Source organism: Pseudomonas sp. P8_229, assembly GCF_034008635.1.
Lineage (GTDB): Bacteria > Pseudomonadota > Gammaproteobacteria > Pseudomonadales > Pseudomonadaceae > Aquipseudomonas.
In genome coordinates this window covers 2,025,898-2,044,233 of record NZ_CP125378.1, presented here as the reverse complement: position 1 = coordinate 2,044,233, position 18,336 = coordinate 2,025,898, and the positions used below count along the sequence as shown (strand labels likewise).

At 60.6% G+C, this 18,336-nt stretch carries 13 protein-coding genes; 7 read left to right on the top strand and 6 right to left on the bottom strand.

From position 1 onward, the window contains the following. Nucleotides 1–126: 126 nt before the first annotated feature. Nucleotides 127–3,975, bottom strand: coding sequence for a cyclic di-GMP receptor MorA (morA, locus tag QMK55_RS09210; protein WP_102354474.1), 3,849 nt, complete (start codon nt 3,973–3,975; stop codon nt 127–129). A gap of 286 nt (nt 3,976–4,261) precedes the next feature. On the opposite strand from morA, the gene ettA reads away from it, so the two are divergent. After that, nucleotides 4,262–5,926, top strand: coding sequence for an energy-dependent translational throttle protein EttA (ettA, locus tag QMK55_RS09205; RefSeq protein WP_102354473.1), 1,665 nt, complete (start codon nt 4,262–4,264; stop codon nt 5,924–5,926). A 350-nt stretch (nt 5,927–6,276) separates the two neighbouring features. Continuing rightward, a complete protein-coding gene (gene gdhA / locus QMK55_RS09200) occupies nt 6,277–7,614 on the top strand; it encodes an NADP-specific glutamate dehydrogenase (RefSeq protein WP_102356504.1) in 1,338 nt (445 codons plus the stop codon). Here gdhA and QMK55_RS09195 read toward each other — a convergent pair. From QMK55_RS09195 to QMK55_RS09180, 4 genes are all read right to left on the bottom strand, one after another. Then, a complete protein-coding gene (locus QMK55_RS09195; protein WP_320329077.1) occupies nt 7,611–8,105 on the bottom strand; it encodes a GreA/GreB family elongation factor in 495 nt (164 codons plus the stop codon). The genes gdhA and QMK55_RS09195 overlap by 4 nt on opposite strands. Nucleotides 8,106–8,175: 70 nt before the next feature. Further along, nucleotides 8,176–8,532: a hypothetical protein gene (locus QMK55_RS09190; RefSeq protein ID WP_320329076.1), complete on the bottom strand. Its 357-nt coding sequence runs from the start codon at nt 8,530–8,532 to the stop codon at nt 8,176–8,178. A 218-nt stretch (nt 8,533–8,750) separates the two neighbouring features. Further along, on the bottom strand, nt 8,751–10,604 hold the full coding sequence (locus QMK55_RS09185; RefSeq protein WP_320329075.1) for a DUF4105 domain-containing protein: 1,854 nt from the start codon (nt 10,602–10,604) through the stop codon (nt 8,751–8,753). A gap of 132 nt (nt 10,605–10,736) precedes the next feature. After that, nucleotides 10,737–11,225: a DUF3015 domain-containing protein gene (locus QMK55_RS09180; protein WP_320329074.1), complete on the bottom strand. Its 489-nt coding sequence runs from the start codon at nt 11,223–11,225 to the stop codon at nt 10,737–10,739. Between the two features lie 301 nt (nt 11,226–11,526). Here QMK55_RS09180 and QMK55_RS09175 point away from each other — a divergent pair, with 301 nt between their 5' ends. Both QMK55_RS09175 and QMK55_RS09170 read left to right on the top strand, forming a co-directional pair. Beyond that, entirely contained in the window at nt 11,527–13,965 is a 2,439-nt protein-coding gene (locus QMK55_RS09175; protein WP_102356500.1) for a Lon protease family protein, read from the top strand. Between the two features lie 311 nt (nt 13,966–14,276). Then, nucleotides 14,277–14,606 (top strand): hypothetical protein, encoded by a 330-nt coding sequence (locus QMK55_RS09170; RefSeq protein WP_102356499.1) that lies wholly within the window; start codon nt 14,277–14,279, stop codon nt 14,604–14,606. A gap of 9 nt (nt 14,607–14,615) precedes the next feature. Here QMK55_RS09170 and QMK55_RS09165 read toward each other — a convergent pair whose 3' ends face one another. Beyond that, nucleotides 14,616–16,448, bottom strand: a complete 1,833-nt coding sequence (locus tag QMK55_RS09165) for a hypothetical protein (protein WP_320329073.1) — start codon at nt 16,446–16,448, stop codon at nt 14,616–14,618. A 174-nt stretch (nt 16,449–16,622) separates the two neighbouring features. On the opposite strand from QMK55_RS09165, the gene QMK55_RS09160 reads away from it, so the two are divergent. The 3 genes from QMK55_RS09160 to QMK55_RS09150 all read left to right on the top strand — a co-directional run bounded on the left by QMK55_RS09160 (nt 16,623) and on the right by QMK55_RS09150 (nt 18,288). Further along, complete coding sequence (locus QMK55_RS09160; RefSeq protein WP_025108778.1) at nt 16,623–17,111, top strand: TIGR00645 family protein; 489 nt, start codon at nt 16,623–16,625, stop codon at nt 17,109–17,111. Between the two features lie 131 nt (nt 17,112–17,242). Next, on the top strand, nt 17,243–17,548 hold the full coding sequence (locus QMK55_RS09155) for a DUF6482 family protein (RefSeq protein WP_008078563.1): 306 nt from the start codon (nt 17,243–17,245) through the stop codon (nt 17,546–17,548). A 122-nt stretch (nt 17,549–17,670) separates the two neighbouring features. After that, entirely contained in the window at nt 17,671–18,288 is a 618-nt protein-coding gene (locus tag QMK55_RS09150) for an FKBP-type peptidyl-prolyl cis-trans isomerase (protein WP_008078561.1), read from the top strand. Nucleotides 18,289–18,336: the final 48 nt, after the last annotated feature.

The following is an 18,336-nucleotide window of genomic DNA, read 5'->3' as shown; positions in this document are numbered from 1 at the left end:
GGTGATTGCGCCGGCTTCATCGCGAGCAGGCTCACTCCTACATTATCTGAGGCGTACACAAAAACCGTGACCGACATCAATCCCTTGTAGGAGTGAGCCTGCTCGCGATAGATGCGCCACAGATTTTCAGTCAAACATGAACAGCGCATCATTGCTGAACTGCGCTTCGAACCGGCTGGCCGGCATCGGCCGGCCGAACAGGTAGCCCTGCACCTCATCGCAACCGTGTTCACGCAGGAAGTCCAGTTGCTCATGGGTTTCCACGCCCTCGGCGATCACCGCCAGGTTCAGGCTGTGGGCCATGGCGATGATCGCGCGGGCGATCTGCGCGTCCTGCTCGCCGGACGGCAGGCCGTCGACGAAGGTGCGGTCGATCTTCAGCACGTCGATCGGGAATTGCTTGAGGTAGTTCAGCGACGAGTAACCGGTGCCGAAGTCGTCGACCGCGATGCTCAGGCCGAGGTTCTTCAGCCCGGCGAGAATCTGCATCGCCTCGCTGACTTCGCGCATCAGGATACTTTCAGTCAGCTCCAGTTCCAGGCACGCCGGCGGCAGACCGGTTTCCCTGAGAATGGTGGCGATGCGCGTGCCGAGTTGGCCATCGGAGAACTGCCGCGCCGAAATGTTCACCGACACCTTCGGTACGCGCACGCGGTTCTGGTGCCAGGTCTTGAGCTGACGGCAGGCTTCGCCGATCACCCAGTCGCCAACGTCGACCACCAGACCGAGCTCTTCCAGCACCGGAATGAAATCCCCTGGCGGCACCAGCCCGCGACGTGGATGACGCCAGCGCAGCAGGGCTTCGGCACCGGTCAGGCGTTTGCCGTCGCCACTGAATTGCGGCTGGTAATACAGGACGAATTCGTTCTGCTCCAGGGCGTGGCGCAAGTCGCTTTCCAGCTCCAGACGCTCCAGCGCACTGGCGTTCATGTCGGCCTGATAGAACTGGAAGTTGTTCTTGCCACGCTCCTTGGCGTGGTACATCGCGGTGTCGGCGTTTTTCATCAACTGGCTGAGTTCGTTGCCGTCCTGCGGGCTCAGGGCGATGCCGATACTGGCGGTGACGAAGAACTCGCGGCTTTCGAGCACGAACGGTTTCACCAGACTGGCGAGAATCTGCTCGGCGACGTGAATCGCTCGGTTCAGTGCCATCTCGCGGCTGGAGCGGTGTTGCAGGAGCAGAGTGAATTCGTCGCCGCCCATGCGCGCCACAGTGTCGTCATCGTCGACGCAGGCCAGCAGGCGCGTGGCCATGTCCTTGAGCATGCGGTCGCCGGCGGCGTGGCCGAGTGAGTCGTTGATCGGTTTGAAACGGTCGAGGTCGAGGAACATCAGCACCACCCACGACTTCTGCCGCTCGGCCGATTGCAGCGCGGTGTGCAGGCGATCCTGGAACAGCGTGCGGTTGGGCAGGTGGGTCAGGGCGTCGTAGTAGGCGAGGCGGTGAATCCGCTGCTCGCTGGCCTTGCGCTCGCTGATGTCGCTGAAGAAGCACACGTAACTGGCCAGGTCGCCTTCATCGTCGAGCACTGCGGTAATGCCGACCCACGCCGGGTAATGCTCGCCATTGCGCCGCTTGAGCCAGACTTCGCCTTCCCAGGTGCTGTGCTGATGCAGTTGCTTGAGCACGTAGCGCAGGTGCGCGTCCTGCTGTTCGTCGACGGTGAGCATGTTCGGCAACTGGTCGAGGACTTCGGCCACCGCGTAACCGCTGACCCGGCTGAACGCCTCGTTGGCCTGCACGATGTAGCCGGCCGGGTCGGTGATCAGGATCGCCGAGGTCGAGTGCTCGAAAACCGTCGCGGCCATGCGCAAGTCTTTCTCCGCGCGGCGCTGCTGACTGATGTCGCGACCGACGCCGAGCACGCCTTCGAACGCACCGTGTTCGTCCCACACCAGCACCAGACGCAGCTCGATCGGAATCTTGCGACCGTCGGCACGCAGGCAGTCGAACAGGAACATCTGGGTCTGCACCTGGCTTCGCAGCTGCGTCAGCTGCTCAGGCTTGTCGAGCGCTTTGCTGACCCGGTCCATCAGGGTGTAGATGCCGCTCAGTTGCTGCGGGTTGGCAATGGTCGATTGCCAGCCGTTCTGGAAAATCCACTCGGCGTTGTAACCCAATACCGCCTGCACCGACGGACTGACGTAGTTCAGCGACAGTTTGCTGTCGGTGGAAAAAATCACGTCGCTGATGCTTTCGGCGAGCATCCGGTAGCGTTGCTCGCTGTCACGCAGCGATTCGCTGGCCTCGATCTGCTCGGTGATGTCCTTGGCCACACCAATGATTCGCGTGACCTGATCGTGCTTGTCCCGGGCCAGCGCCTGCTCACGGATGTCGAAGCGCCGCCACTTGCCGTCGCGATGGCGAAAGCGCAACTGGCATTGCAGCAACTGGCTGTAGCCGGCGTGCCGCTGCATCTGCCGCGAACGGTGGTAATAGTCGGCGTCTTCCGGGTGCAGGAGGATTTCCCAGAAATACTCGCCCATCTGGTGCAGCTCGGTGCGGTTGTAACCGAGGGTCTGGCCGAGGTGGTGGTTGCTGAAGATCATCCGCTGGCTGATCACGTCCTGTACGTACAGGTGATCCGGCACGGTGCGCACCACGTCCGACCAGAAACCTTCGCGCTCCAGCAGCGACAGTTCGATCAGCTTGCGGCTGGTGATGTCGCTGATGCTGAGGATCACCGCTTTATAGTCGTGCTGTTCCTGCGGCAGGCGCAGCACCATCCACAGGTGCTGGTCGCGCCCATTGATGTCCGGCAGTTTGATTTCCAGTTCCAGCTGCTTTTGCTGCTGCAGGACTGCGTCGAGCACCTGATTGCCGATGGCGCACTGGTGGTGCGGATGACCGTCGATCAGCAGTTGCCAGGTGTGCTCGCAGGAATTGACGTTGAGCAGTTGCAGCGCCACCTGATTGACCTCGGTGACACGCAGCTCTTGCAGCAGTTGCTGGCGCTGGGCCGGCTGGTCGAGCCAGGCCTTGAGCTGGTCGCTGGTCTGGATCTGCGCCTTGTCGAACAGTTGCTTGAGGCCCGACAGATCCAGCACGCACAGGGCGACGCCGGTGCCTTCGAAGATGTCCTGATAACGTCGGCGGCCTTCATGCAACTGGCGCTGGCGCCGGCGCATGTTGAGCAGGGCGATCACCGGCAACATCGAGAACGCCAGGCCCAACAGACATTTACCAATGAACGCCGGCAGCAGTTCTTCGAGCACGCGCTGGCGATCGAACAGCCCGCGCAACTGCCAGTCGCTGCTGCTCAGTGGCACAGTCAGTACGGTGTTGGTCATGTCGTCCGGGCTCAGCACGCCGGGCCGGGCCGAAGACAGTGCTTCGTCGCGGCTGATGATCTGATGGTTGAGGCGGTTTTCCACCAGCCACAACGGACGGATGCCGGTTTCGCCCTGTTTGGTCAGTGAGTCGAAGAACGTCGGGGTCAGGCGCAGCGCCCAGTAGCCGCGTGTGTTGCCGCTGGCCTGATGCAATAACAGATGCACCACCGAACCGTCGTCGGCGTTGCTGAAGTAATGCGCCTGGGCGCGGCTGCGGCGCACCAGTTCGCTGAGGTAGTCGGCGTCGTGGCTGTCGCCGGCACTGTCGCTGATGATTTTGCCGGAAGGGCTGAGCAGGGCCAGGCTGCGCAGGTCTGGCAGCGATTGCTGGAGCTTGTGCAACAGCGCCTGCTGTTCGTCGGACGACTGCGGCTGTTCGACGATCGGTAGCAGGTTGAGGGCGATTTGCGCATTCAGCGACATGTTCAGGCTGACCTGCGAGGCGAGGTCGGCGGTGTAATCGATGGTGTACTGGCGCTGGTTTTTCTGGGTCTCGCGCAGTTGGTCGAGCAGTTGCCAGAACAGCAATGCCAGCAACAAAAGCACGAGTGTCGCCAGTGCGCCCTTCAATGTTCCGCGCAGGGGCGAGCCGGGCGCCGGTTGGGTGCTGCTCACAGAGGCTGGCGGAGAGACATTGGACAAGCTGAAATCCTGCGGTTTGGCTGGACTGGCGCGACGTGCACTATAAGCCGGACGCCCGAAGGGCGGCTAGCATGCCTTGAGTTGTGGCGAAGTGCCAGCCCCACTCGGCTGGACTGCCTTCCGTCATTAAGGTAGCTTTGCCGGTTACGCGGGAGCGTTCCAGCTCCTAGAATCAGACTTTTTTCAGCGCGCACGCATTGATCACCATTAAGTGAACGACGCGCATGGTCTGGCCGGGCATCGCCTGCGCTCCAATCATTCATCTGTCACTGACCCAAGGTTCTCCATGGCTCAATACGTATTCACCATGCATCGGCTGGGCAAAGTTGTTCCGCCGAAGCGGGAAATCCTGAAAAACATTTCGTTGTCGTTCTTCCCCGGCGCCAAGATCGGCGTACTCGGCCTCAACGGTTCGGGTAAGTCCACGCTGTTGAAAATCATGGCTGGCGTCGACACCGAGTTCGAGGGCGAAGCCCGTCCGATGCCGGACCTGAACATCGGTTATCTGCCGCAAGAGCCGCAACTGGATCCGACCAAGACCGTGCGTGAAGTGGTCGAGGAAGCGGTCAGCGTGATCAAGAACGCCCAGGCCCGCCTGGACGAGGTCTACGCGGCTTACGCTGAAGAAGATGCCGACTTCGACAAACTGGCTGCCGAGCAAGCCAAACTCGAAGCGATCCTGCAAGCCAGCGACGGCCACAACCTGGACCGCCAGCTGGAAGTCGCCGCCGACGCCCTGCGTCTGCCGGCGTGGGACGCCAAGGTTGAATTCCTCTCCGGTGGTGAAAAACGTCGTGTGGCCCTGTGCCGTCTGCTGCTGTCCGCTCCGGACATGCTGCTGCTCGACGAACCGACCAACCACTTGGACGCTGACTCCGTGGCGTGGCTGGAGCACTTCCTGCACGACTTCCCGGGCACCGTGGTCGCGATCACGCACGACCGTTACTTCCTCGACAACGTTGCGGGCTGGATTCTGGAACTCGACCGCGGCGCGGGCATTCCTTACGAGGGCAACTACTCGGGTTGGCTCGAAGCCAAGTCCGATCGTCTGGCGGCCGAATCCAAGCAGCAGTCGGCTCACGAAAAAGCCATGAAGGAAGAACTGGAGTGGGTGCGCAAAGGCGCCAAGGCCCGCCAGTCCAAATCCAAGGCACGTCTGCAGCGTTTCGAAGAAATGCAGTCGCAGGAATTCCAGAAACGTTCGGAAACCAACGAGATCTACATCCCGGCCGGTCCTCGCCTGGGCGACAAGGTCATCGAATTCAAGAACGTCACCAAGGGCTACGGCGACCGCGTGCTGATCGACAACCTGTCGTTCTCCATGCCAAAAGGCGCGATCGTCGGCGTGATCGGCGGTAACGGTGCCGGTAAGTCGACCCTGTTCCGCATGCTGATGGGCAAGGAAACTCCGGATTCCGGCAGCATCGAAGTCGGCGAAACCGTGCAACTGGCCTGCGTTGACCAGAGCCGCGAAGACCTCGACGGCAGCAAGACCGTGTTCCAGCAGATCTCCGACGGTTCGGACCAGATCCGCATCGGCAACTACGAGATCCCGTCGCGTACTTACGTCGGTCGCTTCAACTTCAAGGGCGGCGATCAGCAGAAGTTCGTCAAGGACCTGTCCGGTGGTGAGCGCGGTCGTCTGCACCTGGCGCTGACCCTGAAAGAGGGCGGCAACGTCCTGCTGCTCGACGAACCGTCCAACGACCTCGACGTTGAAACCCTGCGTTCGCTGGAAGAAGCCCTGCTGGACTTCCCTGGCGCCGCCATTGTGATCTCTCACGATCGCTGGTTCCTGGATCGCGTCGCGACCCACATCCTGGCGTACGAAGACGACTCGCAAGCAGTGTTCTTCGAAGGTAACTACACCGAGTACGAAGCCGACCGCAAAAAACGCCTCGGCGAAGCGGCTGCCCAGCCACACCGGGTACGCCACAAGAAACTGGCCTGATTCGGGTTGGTTGCATGAGAAAGCGGAGCCCCCGGGCTCCGTTTTTTTTTGCCTGGGTTTTTCAGTGAGGCCGAGGCGCGGCTATCGCGAGCAGGCTCACTCCTACATTTGAAATGCGTTCCCCTGTAGGAGTGAGCCTGCTCGCGATAGCGGTGCAACTGTTGGTGCATAACTTGAATCTGATCTCACCATTCAGGTGCAAAGCACACCAAAAACCCCCCCCTGATTTATATCCTGTGCACCATTTAATTTCATAAGTGCGACATTTTGCTCTGTTCCTGTGCGCAATTCGTTTGTTACAGTCCGGCTCAATCGCTTCCAACGACAATAAATTTGCCGAGACTTTTCCCATGATCGAATCCGTCGAATCCTTCCTCGCCCGGCTGAAAAAACGCGACCCGGATCAGCCCGAATTCCACCAGGCCGTCGAAGAAGTCCTGCGCAGTCTGTGGCCGTTTCTCGAAGCCAATCCGCATTACCTGACCTCGGGGATTCTGGAACGCATCTGCGAGCCGGAGCGGGCGGTGGTGTTTCGCGTGTCGTGGGTCGACGATCAGGGCAAGGTTCAGGTCAATCGCGGTTTCCGTATCCAGATGAACAGCGCGATCGGCCCGTACAAGGGCGGCTTGCGCTTCCATCCTTCGGTGAACATGGGTGTGCTGAAGTTTCTGGCGTTTGAGCAGACCTTCAAGAACTCCCTGACCTCGTTGCCCATGGGCGGCGGCAAGGGCGGTTCGGACTTCGATCCGAAGGGCAAGAGCGACGCCGAAGTCATGCGTTTCTGCCAGGCCTTCATGAGCGAGCTGTACCGCCACATCGGCGCCGACGTTGATGTGCCAGCCGGTGACATCGGTGTCGGTGCGCGGGAAATCGGTTTTCTGTTCGGCCAGTACAAGCGCCTGAGCAACCAGTTCACCAGCGTTCTGACCGGCAAGGGCATGACCTACGGCGGCAGTCTGATTCGTCCGGAGGCTACCGGTTTCGGTTGCGTGTATTTCGCCGAGGAAATGCTCAAGCGCCGTGAGCAGACCGTCGAAGGCAAGCGCGTGGCGATCTCCGGTTCTGGCAACGTCGCCCAGTACGCGGCGCGCAAAGTCATGGACCTCGGCGGCAAGGTGATTTCGTTGTCCGACTCCGAAGGCACGCTGTACTGCGAGTCCGGCCTGAGTGAAGAGCTATGGCTGGCGCTGCTGGAATTGAAGAACGTCAAACGCGGACGCATCAGCGAGCTGGCGGCTGCGTTTGGCCTGGAGTTCCGCGCCGGACAACTGCCATGGTCGTTGCCGTGCGACATCGCGCTGCCGTGCGCCACGCAGAACGAACTCGACGCCGAAGCCGCCCGCACCCTGCTGCGCAACGGCTGTGTGTGCGTGGCTGAAGGCGCGAACATGCCGACCACGCTTGCGGCCGTGGATATCTTCATCGAGGCGGGCATTTTGTTCGCCCCGGGCAAGGCTTCCAACGCCGGCGGGGTGGCGGTGAGCGGTCTGGAGATGTCGCAGAACGCCATGCGCCTGCTGTGGACGGCGGGTGAGGTGGACAGCAAGCTACACGCGATCATGCAGTCGATCCATCACGCCTGCGTGTATTACGGCGAGGAGAACGGACGGATCAACTACGTCAAAGGTGCGAACATCGCCGGCTTCGTCAAAGTCGCTGATGCGATGCTCGCTCAGGGTGTGGTTTAAGCCGGTTCGATGCGAATCACTTCAATCATCTGATCGCCGGCGGGGCGTTGCCACAGCACTTCGTCATTGAGCCGGGTCCCTAGCAGTGCCCGGCCCAGCGGCGAGCCCCAGTTGATCAGGCCCTGACTGGCGTCAGCCTGATCCTCGCCAACCAGTTGCACCCGGCGTTCGGTGCTGTGTTCGTCGGCGTAGGTTACCCAGCTGCCGATCTGCACCTTGTCGGTGGAGGTCGCGGCGGCTGCGACCTGCGCGCTGTCCAGGCGCTGATTGAAATAGCGCAGATCCCGTTCCAGATCGGCCAGGCGCTGTTTGTCGGCCTGTTCGCCCTTGGCCGACTGCTCGGCGTGCAGGCTTTGCAGGTCGGCGACTTTGGCCTGCAACTGCGCCAATCCCTGGGGTGTGACGTAATTGGGCTGCGCGCTGACCTGCCGTTCAACGGGCTGATCGGCTTGCGCGGCGGCGTTGTCTTCGTTGACGAAAGCGCGGCTCATGGTGTCCTCCTGTGATAGGAATTGGTCCATAGTCGCCGACGTTTGGTTTCACTGGATGTCTGGAAGCGACCTATTGCGAGCGATAAGCCCGTCCGGCGTCCTGATCTTTCTGCTGCTGCCAGGCGCGCTCGCGTTCGTCCCAGTGTTCATTGCGATACTCTTCACGATCCTTGTTCTCCAGCATCGCCTGACACTGGCGGAAACCGTCGGTCCAGCCTTCTGCGTATTGCTTGTCCTTGAGATAGCGCGGCACATTCTTGCGAAACTCGCCACTGATCGAGCCGGCCGCTTGCCGCCCGCTGACGCAGCCGTCATCGAAACCGTCGGCGAAGGCCGGTGGATAACCTTTGGCGACCAAGTCTTCATGGGTGGTCTGGCAACCCCCGAGCAACAGCAAAACACCCAACAGTCCCGCACACCGCCACATTGCACTCTCCCGCGCCGAATCCCGGCTGATAGGGAAAGTCTAGAAGCGGAATCGTCGGACGTTGGTGAAAGACATGTAAGTAATTCGTTGAACACCGGAGACCCCTGTGGGAGCGGGCTTGCTCGCGAAAGCGGTGTGTCAGGCAACATTTGAATCGCCTGACACGACGCCTTCGCGAGCAAGCCCGCTCCCACAAGGGTTACTGATTGGGCTGCAGATCAGTAGTGATACCACTTCACTTCGAGCATTACCTCGGTTTCCGGGGTCGCCACATGACTGAACTCACGCTGCGCACTCAGGCGCAAACCCAGATTGCGCGACAGCTCCCACTGCTGGTTCAGGCTCAGGCTGCGGCGTACTTCGCCGTTGGTGAAGTAATCGCCCTTGGCCTCGACGCTGAGATTGCCCAGCGGGTTTTTCCACAGCACGCCGGTGTTGAAACCGCCGGCCGGAGTGACGAACCCGGCGAAGTCATTGTTGTGCTCGATGCGCACGGTGCCGAGGGCAAAGCCGAGCGTGTCTTCGCCCAGTTGCCAGGTGCCGCCACCGCCACCGTTGACGTGGCTGACCAGGGTTTCGTCATCGTGTTTGCCCGGCACACGCTCAAGGCCTCCGGTGACTTGCCATGACAGTGGCTGCAGCAGCTCATTGCGTGGGGTCAGCGAACGGATGGTCGCCAGGTCCAGTTGCTGGAACTGCCACTGGTTGCCTTCGTACTGGCGCAGCTTCATCTGCAGGATTTCGATCTGCGCGCCGAGGGGGAAGCTTTCGGCGTTGTCGTTGAGGTCGTGGTAAGCCATGCGCAAGCCGTACTCGCCGAACGCGCGATCACCCCGGGTGCCGACGCCGGCCTGCCAGGTGCGCGATTCGTGGCCGTCTTCCGGCAGGCCCGGTCGTGGAATCTGCAGCTCCGGCGCCGGGTTCTTGTTGATCGCCCGCAGCAGTTCGAAACTGCGTTGCGCCCGTTGCGGATCACGCTCCTGACCGTTGGCACGGTAGCGTTCCAGGCGATACGCAGCATCGATGATCAGCGCTTGGCGATCCCGGGGCAGGGCCTTGAAGGTCGGATCCTGCAACACCTGCTGATCGGCGCTGACTTTCAGCACCCATTGCTGTTCGTCGCTGCTCAACGGCTCGGCGCGGCTGAGCAGTTCACGCTCGCGGGACGGGCGATATTCGATGCTTTCCACCAGCCCGGCTTCTTTCACCGCTTTGACCGTGTCGGTGGGAATGGCGGTCAGCGGGAATTGTTCAGTCAGGCGCAGGCTCGGACGCGCCACTTGCAGCAATTCGAGCAGGCGATACGAGCAGTTTTCGTCGAAGAAGAAGTAGTCGAACTGGATCTGCTTCAACTCCCACACATGCTCGACCATGCGTGCGGTTTCTGCTTGCGTCAGGTTCAGCCGGTATTCCCACAGGTCGCGGTTTTCCAGGCTGCGGTACTCGGAGAGTTTTTCCTGATAGGGCACCAGCGCGAACAGCCCCGGGTAGCCGCCCATCAAGCCTTTCCAGGCGTAGAGGATGCTGTTGTCGGAGCCTTCGATGTAGGCGCCGAAGTTGATCGCGTAACTGAGCAACGAGGTCTTGTCGGCCTGTACGTCAGCCTGGTCGATGCGCAGCAGGGTGTGGCCGAACATCGATGACGGGCTGTTGAGGTACGCCGCAGGGAAGATCATCACTGCGCTGTGCGGCGAGACGTCCTTGAACCACTTTTTGAATTCGACGCAATCGGGGGCGGGCAGGTCGCTGAGGTTGAGCTGCGCTTTCAGCCAGCGCGTGCGCGCGGGGTAGACGCACTGCGCGTGTTGCTCGCCGAGACTGGCCGGGGCGTACAGCGCTTGTACGGTGGCGGTCAGTTCATGGTCGGGGTGTTCGTTGCCGTCGGGGGCGAGGAAGAACTTCTTGTCGCTGACATAGCTGCGCCAGCCACCGAGCTTGGCGGTTTCGTAGTGGCCGAGGGAAATCCAGAAGCGATCGTTGGCCAGTTGCTGCAAACGTTGAGGGTCGACGTGAGGCGTGGCGGACAGCGGGGCGCAGACACAGAGCGCCAGCCAGGCAAGGCGTTTGAGCATAGGTGGCAACTTAAGTCGAAAGAAAATAAAGCCCGGATCGGGCTGCAATCACTCCCCTGTCCAGCATCACATTCGAGTGATTGCACTCAAAACAAAACCCGCTTCCCGAAAGAAGCGGGCCGGGGGTCGAGCTTAAGCCTGAGTGGCGTACTTGGCCAGACGAGGGTCTGATTTCAGTACAGCCAGGGTGTTGGTATGCACGTCTTCGGCGGTCACGTCAGCCTTGCTGAAGATCTGCTGGAAGTGCTCGTGAGTGACAGCGGCGAAGTGCGCACGGTCTTCCGGCGCCACGCCCAGTACCACGGCATAGGTCGTCAGCGCTTCGCCGTTGCCTTTTGCCATGTCTTCGGAGAGCTCGTTCATCATGCCATTCATGGCGAACCAGGATTTACCGCCGTAAGTCAGCGCCGCGTTGGTCGAGCAACCGTTGGTGCCGGAAGTCATACCGAACGTTGCGTTACCGGAAGTGCCGTTGGTGGTGGATGCCAGGAAGTGTGCCGGGGTGCCACGCTGACCTTCGAACAGCATGTTGCCCCAACCGCAATCCGGACCGCCTGGCGCTTGAGCCATGGCATTGAGAGATACAACGGTGAAGAGAGTACCGAGAAGAATCCGTTTCATAGCTTTGTTCTCTTTGTGTGCATACCAATGGACAGGGTTCTGGCCCCCCAGGTGCTGCCTAGACAGACCCTTTTGAAGCCAGTGGGCCGGTTATTAGTTCCAGCCGCGCAGTTTGGAGTTTAGGCACGTTCCCGTGGTTCCGTGATTTTTTGCTGAATATTCGTTGAAATCCCCGGTTTCAGGGGGCCGGCCGTGCGGCAGGGCGCTTGTCTATGCTTTGTCACATGGCGCGCCTTGCCAGTGGGGTACGGGCAGCGCCAGAATGCCGCTATCTGCCCCGCCTGATTGTTAAGGAAGCCCGATGCCTGATCCTGTTGCTGCCAGCTTGCGTCTAGCGCCCGAAGCGCTGACCCGTCCGTTTTCCGCTGAACAGTTCAGCTTCACTACCACCAATGATCTGGAGCCCTTTCGCGGTGTGCTTGGCCAGGAACGTGCGGTCGAAGCCTTGCAGTTCGGTGTGGCCATGCCACGCCCCGGTTACAACGTCTTTGTCATGGGCGAACCCGGCACCGGCCGCTTCTCGTTCGTCAAACGCTACCTGAAGGCCGAAGGCAAACGCCTGCAGACCCCGGCGGACTGGGTCTACGTCAACAACTTCGATGAGCCGCGCGAACCCCGCGCACTGGAACTGCCTTCGGGCACGGCCGGCGCGTTCATCGGCGACATCAACGGCTTGATCGATAACCTGCTGGCGACGTTCCCGGCGGTGTTCGAGCACCCGTCCTACCAGCAGAAAAAAAGCGCCATCGACCGCGCCTTCAACCAGCGCTACGACAAGGCGCTGGACGTCATCGAACGTCTGGCGCTGGAAAAAGACGTCGCCTTGTACCGCGACAGCAGCAACATTGCCTTCACCCCGATGCTCGAAGGCAAGGCGCTGGACGAGGCCGAGTTTTCGCAATTGCCGGAAGCCGAACGCGAGCGTTTCCACGAGGATATTTCCGGTCTCGAAGAGCGGCTGAACGAAGAACTCGCCAGCCTGCCGCAGTGGAAGCGCGAGTCGAACAATCAGTTGCGTCAGCTCAACGAAGAAACCATCACCCTGGCCTTGCAGCCGCTGCTGTCGCCGCTGTCCGAGAAGTACGCGGAGAACGCCGCGGTCTGCGGTTACTTGCAAGCGATGCAGGTGTACCTGCTGAAGACCGTGGTCGAGCAACTGGTCGACGACAGCAAGACCGACGCTGTGGCGCGCAAGCTGCTGGAAGAGCAATACGCGCCGAGCCTGGTGGTTGGCCACCCGGTGAGTGGCGGTGCGCCGGTGGTGTTCGAGCCGCACCCGACTTACGAAAACCTGTTCGGTCGCATTGAGTACACCACCGATCAAGGCGCGCTCTACACCACCTATCGCCAGTTGCGCCCGGGTGCGTTGCACCGTGCCAATGGCGGCTTCCTGATTCTTGAAGCGGAAAAAATGCTCAGTGAGCCGTTCGTGTGGGACGCGCTCAAGCGCGCCCTGCAATCGCGCAAACTGAAAATGGAATCACCGCTGGGCGAGATGGGCCGTTTCGCCACCGTGACCCTCAACCCGCAGCACATTCCGCTGCAGGTCAAAGTGGTAATTATCGGTGCGCGGCAGCTGTATTACACGCTACAAGACCTCGATCCGGACTTCCAGGAGATGTTCCGCGTGCTGGTCGACTTCGACGAAGACATCCCGATGGTCGACGAAAGCCTGGAGCAGTTCGCCCAGTTGCTGAAAACCCGTACCTCGGAAGAAGGCATGGCACCGCTGACCGCTGATGCGGTGGCGCGTCTGGCGACCTACAGCGCACGCCTGGCCGAGCATCAGGGGCGTTTGTCGGCGCGTATCGGTGATTTGTTCCAACTGGTCAGTGAAGCGGATTTCATCCGGCATCTGGCCGGCGATGAAATGACCGACGCGGGGCACATCGAACGCGCGCTGAAAGCCAAGGCCACTCGGACTGGCCGCGTATCGGCGCGGATTCTCGACGACATGCTCGCCGGGATCATCCTGATCGACACCGACGGTGCGGCGGTCGGCAAGTGCAACGGCCTGACTGTGCTCGAAGTCGGTGATTCGGCGTTCGGTGTGCCGGCGCGGATTTCCGCCACGGTGTACCCGGGCGGTAGCGGCATCGTCGACATCGAGCGTGAGGTCAACCTCGGTCAGCCGATTCACTCCAAAGGCGTGATGATCCTCACCGGGTATCTGGGCAGCCGTTACGCCCAGGAATTCCCGCTGGCGATTTCCGCGAGCATCGCGCTGGAGCAATCCTACGGTTACGTCGATGGCGACAGTGCGTCGCTGGGCGAGGCCTGCACGCTGATTTCGGCGCTGTCGAAAACTCCGCTCAAGCAGTGCTTTGCGATCACCGGTTCGATCAACCAGTTCGGTGAAGTGCAGGCGGTCGGCGGGGTCAACGAGAAGATCGAAGGCTTCTTCCGCCTCTGCGAAGCACGCGGGCTGACCGGCGAGCAGGGCGCGATCATTCCGCAGGCCAACGTCGCCACGCTGATGCTCGACGAGAAGGTGCTGGCGGCGGTGCGTGCCGGGCAGTTTCACGTGTACGCGGTGCGTCAGGCCGATGAGGCATTGAGCCTGTTGGTGGGCGAGCCGGCCGGTGAGCCGGATGCCGAAGGCCAGTTCCCGGAGGGCAGCGTCAACGCGCGAGTGGTCGAGCGTCTGCGGGTGATTGCCGAAATGATCAGCGAAGAAGACCTGAAGGAGGCCGAGAAGGAGCTGGCGCAGGAGGCGTTGACTGAAGCCAAACCCGCTTAAGCCTTAATCCGGTCAAAACTGTAGGAGTGAGCCTGCTCGCGATAGCGTCTTTTCAGTCGACTACTCAGTTGCCTGACACACCGCTATCGCGAGCAGGCTCACTCCTACATTCGTTTTGTGTCGATCTTCGAGAAAAGTGCCACTACTCTGACGTCAACATTCACACAATGACCATTCGGCGCCTTCTGGTTCTATCCGGCTTGCGTGGCAGACTTTTCTTCTATTCTCAGCTCAAGGACATCGACAGTATCACTGGATCGAAACAGCCTTCGCGTGAAGGCTGAATACCGGCTTTACCGAGGGTCGCCGCCATGTCGCGCAACCTCTGCCTCACCCGTCAATGCCTGGGTCTTGTGACCCGTATCGAATGCGCCATCAAACCACTGGCCGGCGATAACGGCATGTGGACTCTGCTCTTCGCCGCCGGTATGGCCGGCGAACAACCTTCCGCCATCAAGGCTCAGGGCCCGTTCCACGGGCCGGTCGCCGCCGAGTCGATTCTCGACACCATTGTTGAAAGCCTGACGATGCATGGCTATGAACTGGCCGACGATCCGCAGATCTGGAGCCTGCACCTGCAGGCGCAGCTGCGCCAGATCAACGGCGGGCGTGGGCGTTCGGTCGGCGTGTTCGACCATTAACAGGCGCAATCACGGCGCGGTATCGGGCTGCTGCGCCTTTTCAAGCTTGACCTCAAAGCCGTATTGCACGGTATTGAGGTCGGTTCGCTGATAGGTCTCCACGTGCGTTGGACGGCCATAGAAGTAATGCACGCCGAACAGCGCCGGGCCATCTGCACTCGCGTCGTGGCTGACCGAGAGAGTCTGTTTCAGGTAGTTACCACTGTCGTCCTTGACGAAGAACCGCCAGGCGTTGGCCGGAAACAGTTTCAGGTCCACCACCAGCGTGTTGTTCTTGATCTCCAGGCCTTTGGGCAGCGACTTGGCGTCATAGGTTTTCTTGTCCACGGTCGCGAGAAACAACGGCATCGAACCCACGGCAATCGCCGGGGTTTCCGGGAACAGGTTCAAATCGTAAGTGATGGTCGCTTGCAGCGGATCGACCTGATACGCCTCGGGCGGCAGTTCGATCGGCTCATCGAGTTTGCCGCTGCGTTTTTCGGTGAAAAACGTGACTGGACTCTCGCCGGGGCTGAAATCATCGCCGAGTAATTCATCGTTGAAGGTTCGACGGTGGGAGAACTCGATGCGTGCAGCGCTGGGCTCTTCCACGGACTGATGGATGCGGATGCCGGCCTTCAGTTCTTCCTCGGTGAGGCTCGCCCCCTTGAGCCAGTTCGGTGCCAGATCGTCATAGACCACCACCGCCGGGTCCAGCGGCTGGATGGCTTTGTCCGTGGTGTGCTGACTGAAGGTGCGCACTGGCAGATCCAGCGCCTTGCGGGTCACGGTCGCCGATGAGAAATCCAGCACGCTGACTTCCAGGGTATCGACAGGGCCGTTGAAGTAGACCTTGTTGTAGCGGCGCGGGTGCTGCTGCTCGAAGGCGTGCTGTTCGTCCTCCAGCTGCTTTTCCAGCGCCTCGCTCCAGGTTTTCTGTTGTTGCAGGTGCGCCAGTTGTTTCTCGTAGAAGCTTACTTGTGCCGGGCTCTCGTTGATCGAGCCGGCGCGCACCAGGTACTGCCCGGTGGTGTCGCGGGCCTGAACGATCAGCGGGTTGAGTTGAGCGCCTTCGACCTCGGGGGCCAGTGGCAGGTTGTTGCTGAATTCGACTTCGGCGTAGTTCTTTGCAAGTTTCAGCAGGGTGACGCTGAGGTTGTCGTCGGAGCGGGTCTGGCCGACGTCCTTCTGGCTCAGGTTGAAACTGAACAAACGGCGCGGCGTGATGACTTCGACCTTGCCTTGCAGGCTCACCGGTTGCGGCTGAGTCTTCTTGTCCACGTCCAGACCTTCGATGAACGGGTAGGTTACGGTCAAGTCATCGGGATTGTTGACGTTGGAGCTGGACGGGCTCAACTGGATGCCGGGATCGGTTTCCGACCACTCCGGCTGATAGGCAATCACGCGTTTGTTGCTCAGCGTCACCGACTGCCATTCCACACCGTGGGGAAACAGGAAGCCGCCGGGAATGTTGAGGTTGAAGGGGAACACCGGTTGCAGGTCGGTGAGGTAGTCGGAGCTGGCGTCCTTGTGCAGCACGAACAGCCCGTTGATGAAGGTGTCGACCAGTGCCTGCGGGGAAGGGTAGTGCTTGAGGACGCTGAGGGTGTCTTCGCCGTACACGGTTTTCAGCGGTGTGCTGTCGAGTTTGTGTTGCGCGCGTTCGAGCAGCAGCAACGAGCCGCCGAGTTCGGTCACGGCATCCTTGAGCTTCGGATCAGTGATGGCGTCCAGTGAATGTTCGAACGTTGCTGTCTTTGTTTCGAGGCTGACCGTGGGCTTTTTCTCCTCGCCGGGAGAGCAGCCACCCAGCAGCAAAGCGAGGCAAACTCCGGCAGTCGTCAACGGTAATCGCACATCCATTTCCAGTCGTCCTGTCCACTTTCGCTAGGCGGTCAATGGTTTGGACAGTAGCAGAAAAAAATTCACCCACACACGCAGGTTGCGCTGATTGGAGGTGCGAGTCGGGCGGTTTCTGGCTGTCACAGGTGGCTGTTATACTCGCCCCCGATTACAACCCCCCTTGTGTGAGATTCAATGGAACGCTTTTTCGAAAACGCAATGTACGCCTCGCGCTGGCTGCTGGCGCCGATTTACTTCGGCCTGTCCCTCGGGTTGCTGGCGCTGGCACTGAAATTTTTCCAGGAAGTCTTCCACGTCATCCCCAACGTGTTCTCGATGGCCGAATCGGACCTTATCCTGGTGCTGCTGTCGCTGATCGACATGGCGCTGGTTGGCGGCTTGCTGGTGATGGTGATGATTTCCGGCTACGAAAACTTCGTCTCGCAACTGGATATCGACGACAGCAAGGAAAAGCTCAACTGGCTGGGCACCATGGACTCTTCGTCACTGAAGATGAAAGTGGCGGCCTCGATCGTGGCGATTTCCTCGATCCACCTGCTGCGGATTTTCATGGACGCCAAGAACGTCGATCCCGAGCACCTGATGTGGTACGTGATCATCCACATGACCTTCGTGATCTCGGCGTTCGCCATGGGTTATCTGGACAAAGTCACCAAGCACTGATCATTGATCGCTGCCAAAACACCGCCCGTCTGTTGCGAAACAGACGGGCGGTGTCGTTTGTGGCTTGTGCTTTGGTGCCCACGGGCATATCCCTGTAAGGGTCTTGGCTCGCTACCGTATGAGGTGCGTTCATGAACCTGCAAGAGTTGAATGCGTTTGCCATCGCCAGAAAGGTCGATGAGCTGAACCTGATTTCCATGGAGGGCGGCATTTATCTGCTCGAGGCACGGATGCATGGGGCGGCGTATCCGCTGAGTGATCTCAAAGGCAACATGCTGACGCTGCGTTCGGTGGAGCATGCGCGGGATTTGCTGCATGCCTTTCCGGTGCTGCCGTTCAACCTCGTACACACCTCGGTACACGATGAAATGTGTGGTCTGGGCGCCAGTGGCGAGGAAAGCCTGAAGGTGCCGCTGGCCTGGCGTTCAGCCCTGTAGGCGTTGCGCGCCATCGCCGGAACATCTGTGCTAGTCTGCTCGCCCTTTTGGTTCCGGGCGCGCCGGGACGCGCTGTGCACGCACGGCAAGTCCTGTGGCCGTCCGCACAGCGGAGCAGTGTCATGTCCGAAGTAAATCTGTCCACCGACGAAACCCGCGTCAGCTACGGTATCGGCCGTCAGCTGGGTGACCAGCTGCGCGACAACCCGCCACCGGGCGTTAGCCTGGACGCCATCCTGGCCGGCCTGACCGACGCCTTCGCCGGCAAGGAAAGCCGTGTGGGTCAGGAAGAAATGTCCGCCAGCTTCAAGGTTATCCGCGAAATCATGCAAGCCGAAGCGGCTGCCAAAGCTGAAGCCGCTGCTGGCGAAGGTCTGGCCTTCCTGGCTGAAAACGCCAAGCGTGACGGCATCACCACCCTGGCCTCCGGCCTGCAATTCGAAGTGCTGACTCAGGGCGAAGGCGCCAAGCCGACCCGTGAAGATCAAGTGCGTACGCACTACCACGGCACGCTGATCGACGGCACTGTGTTCGACAGCTCCTACGAGCGTGGCCAGCCAGCAGAATTCCCGGTTGGCGGCGTGATCGCCGGCTGGACCGAAGCTCTGCAACTGATGAATGCCGGCAGCAAATGGCGCCTGTACGTGCCGAGCGAACTGGCTTACGGCGCTCAAGGCGTTGGCAGCATTCCGCCGCACAGCGTTCTGGTATTCGACGTCGAGCTGCTGGACGTTCTGTAATTCCGGGCCTGCCTCGATGGCGGGCTAGTGTAGGAGTGAGCCTGCTCG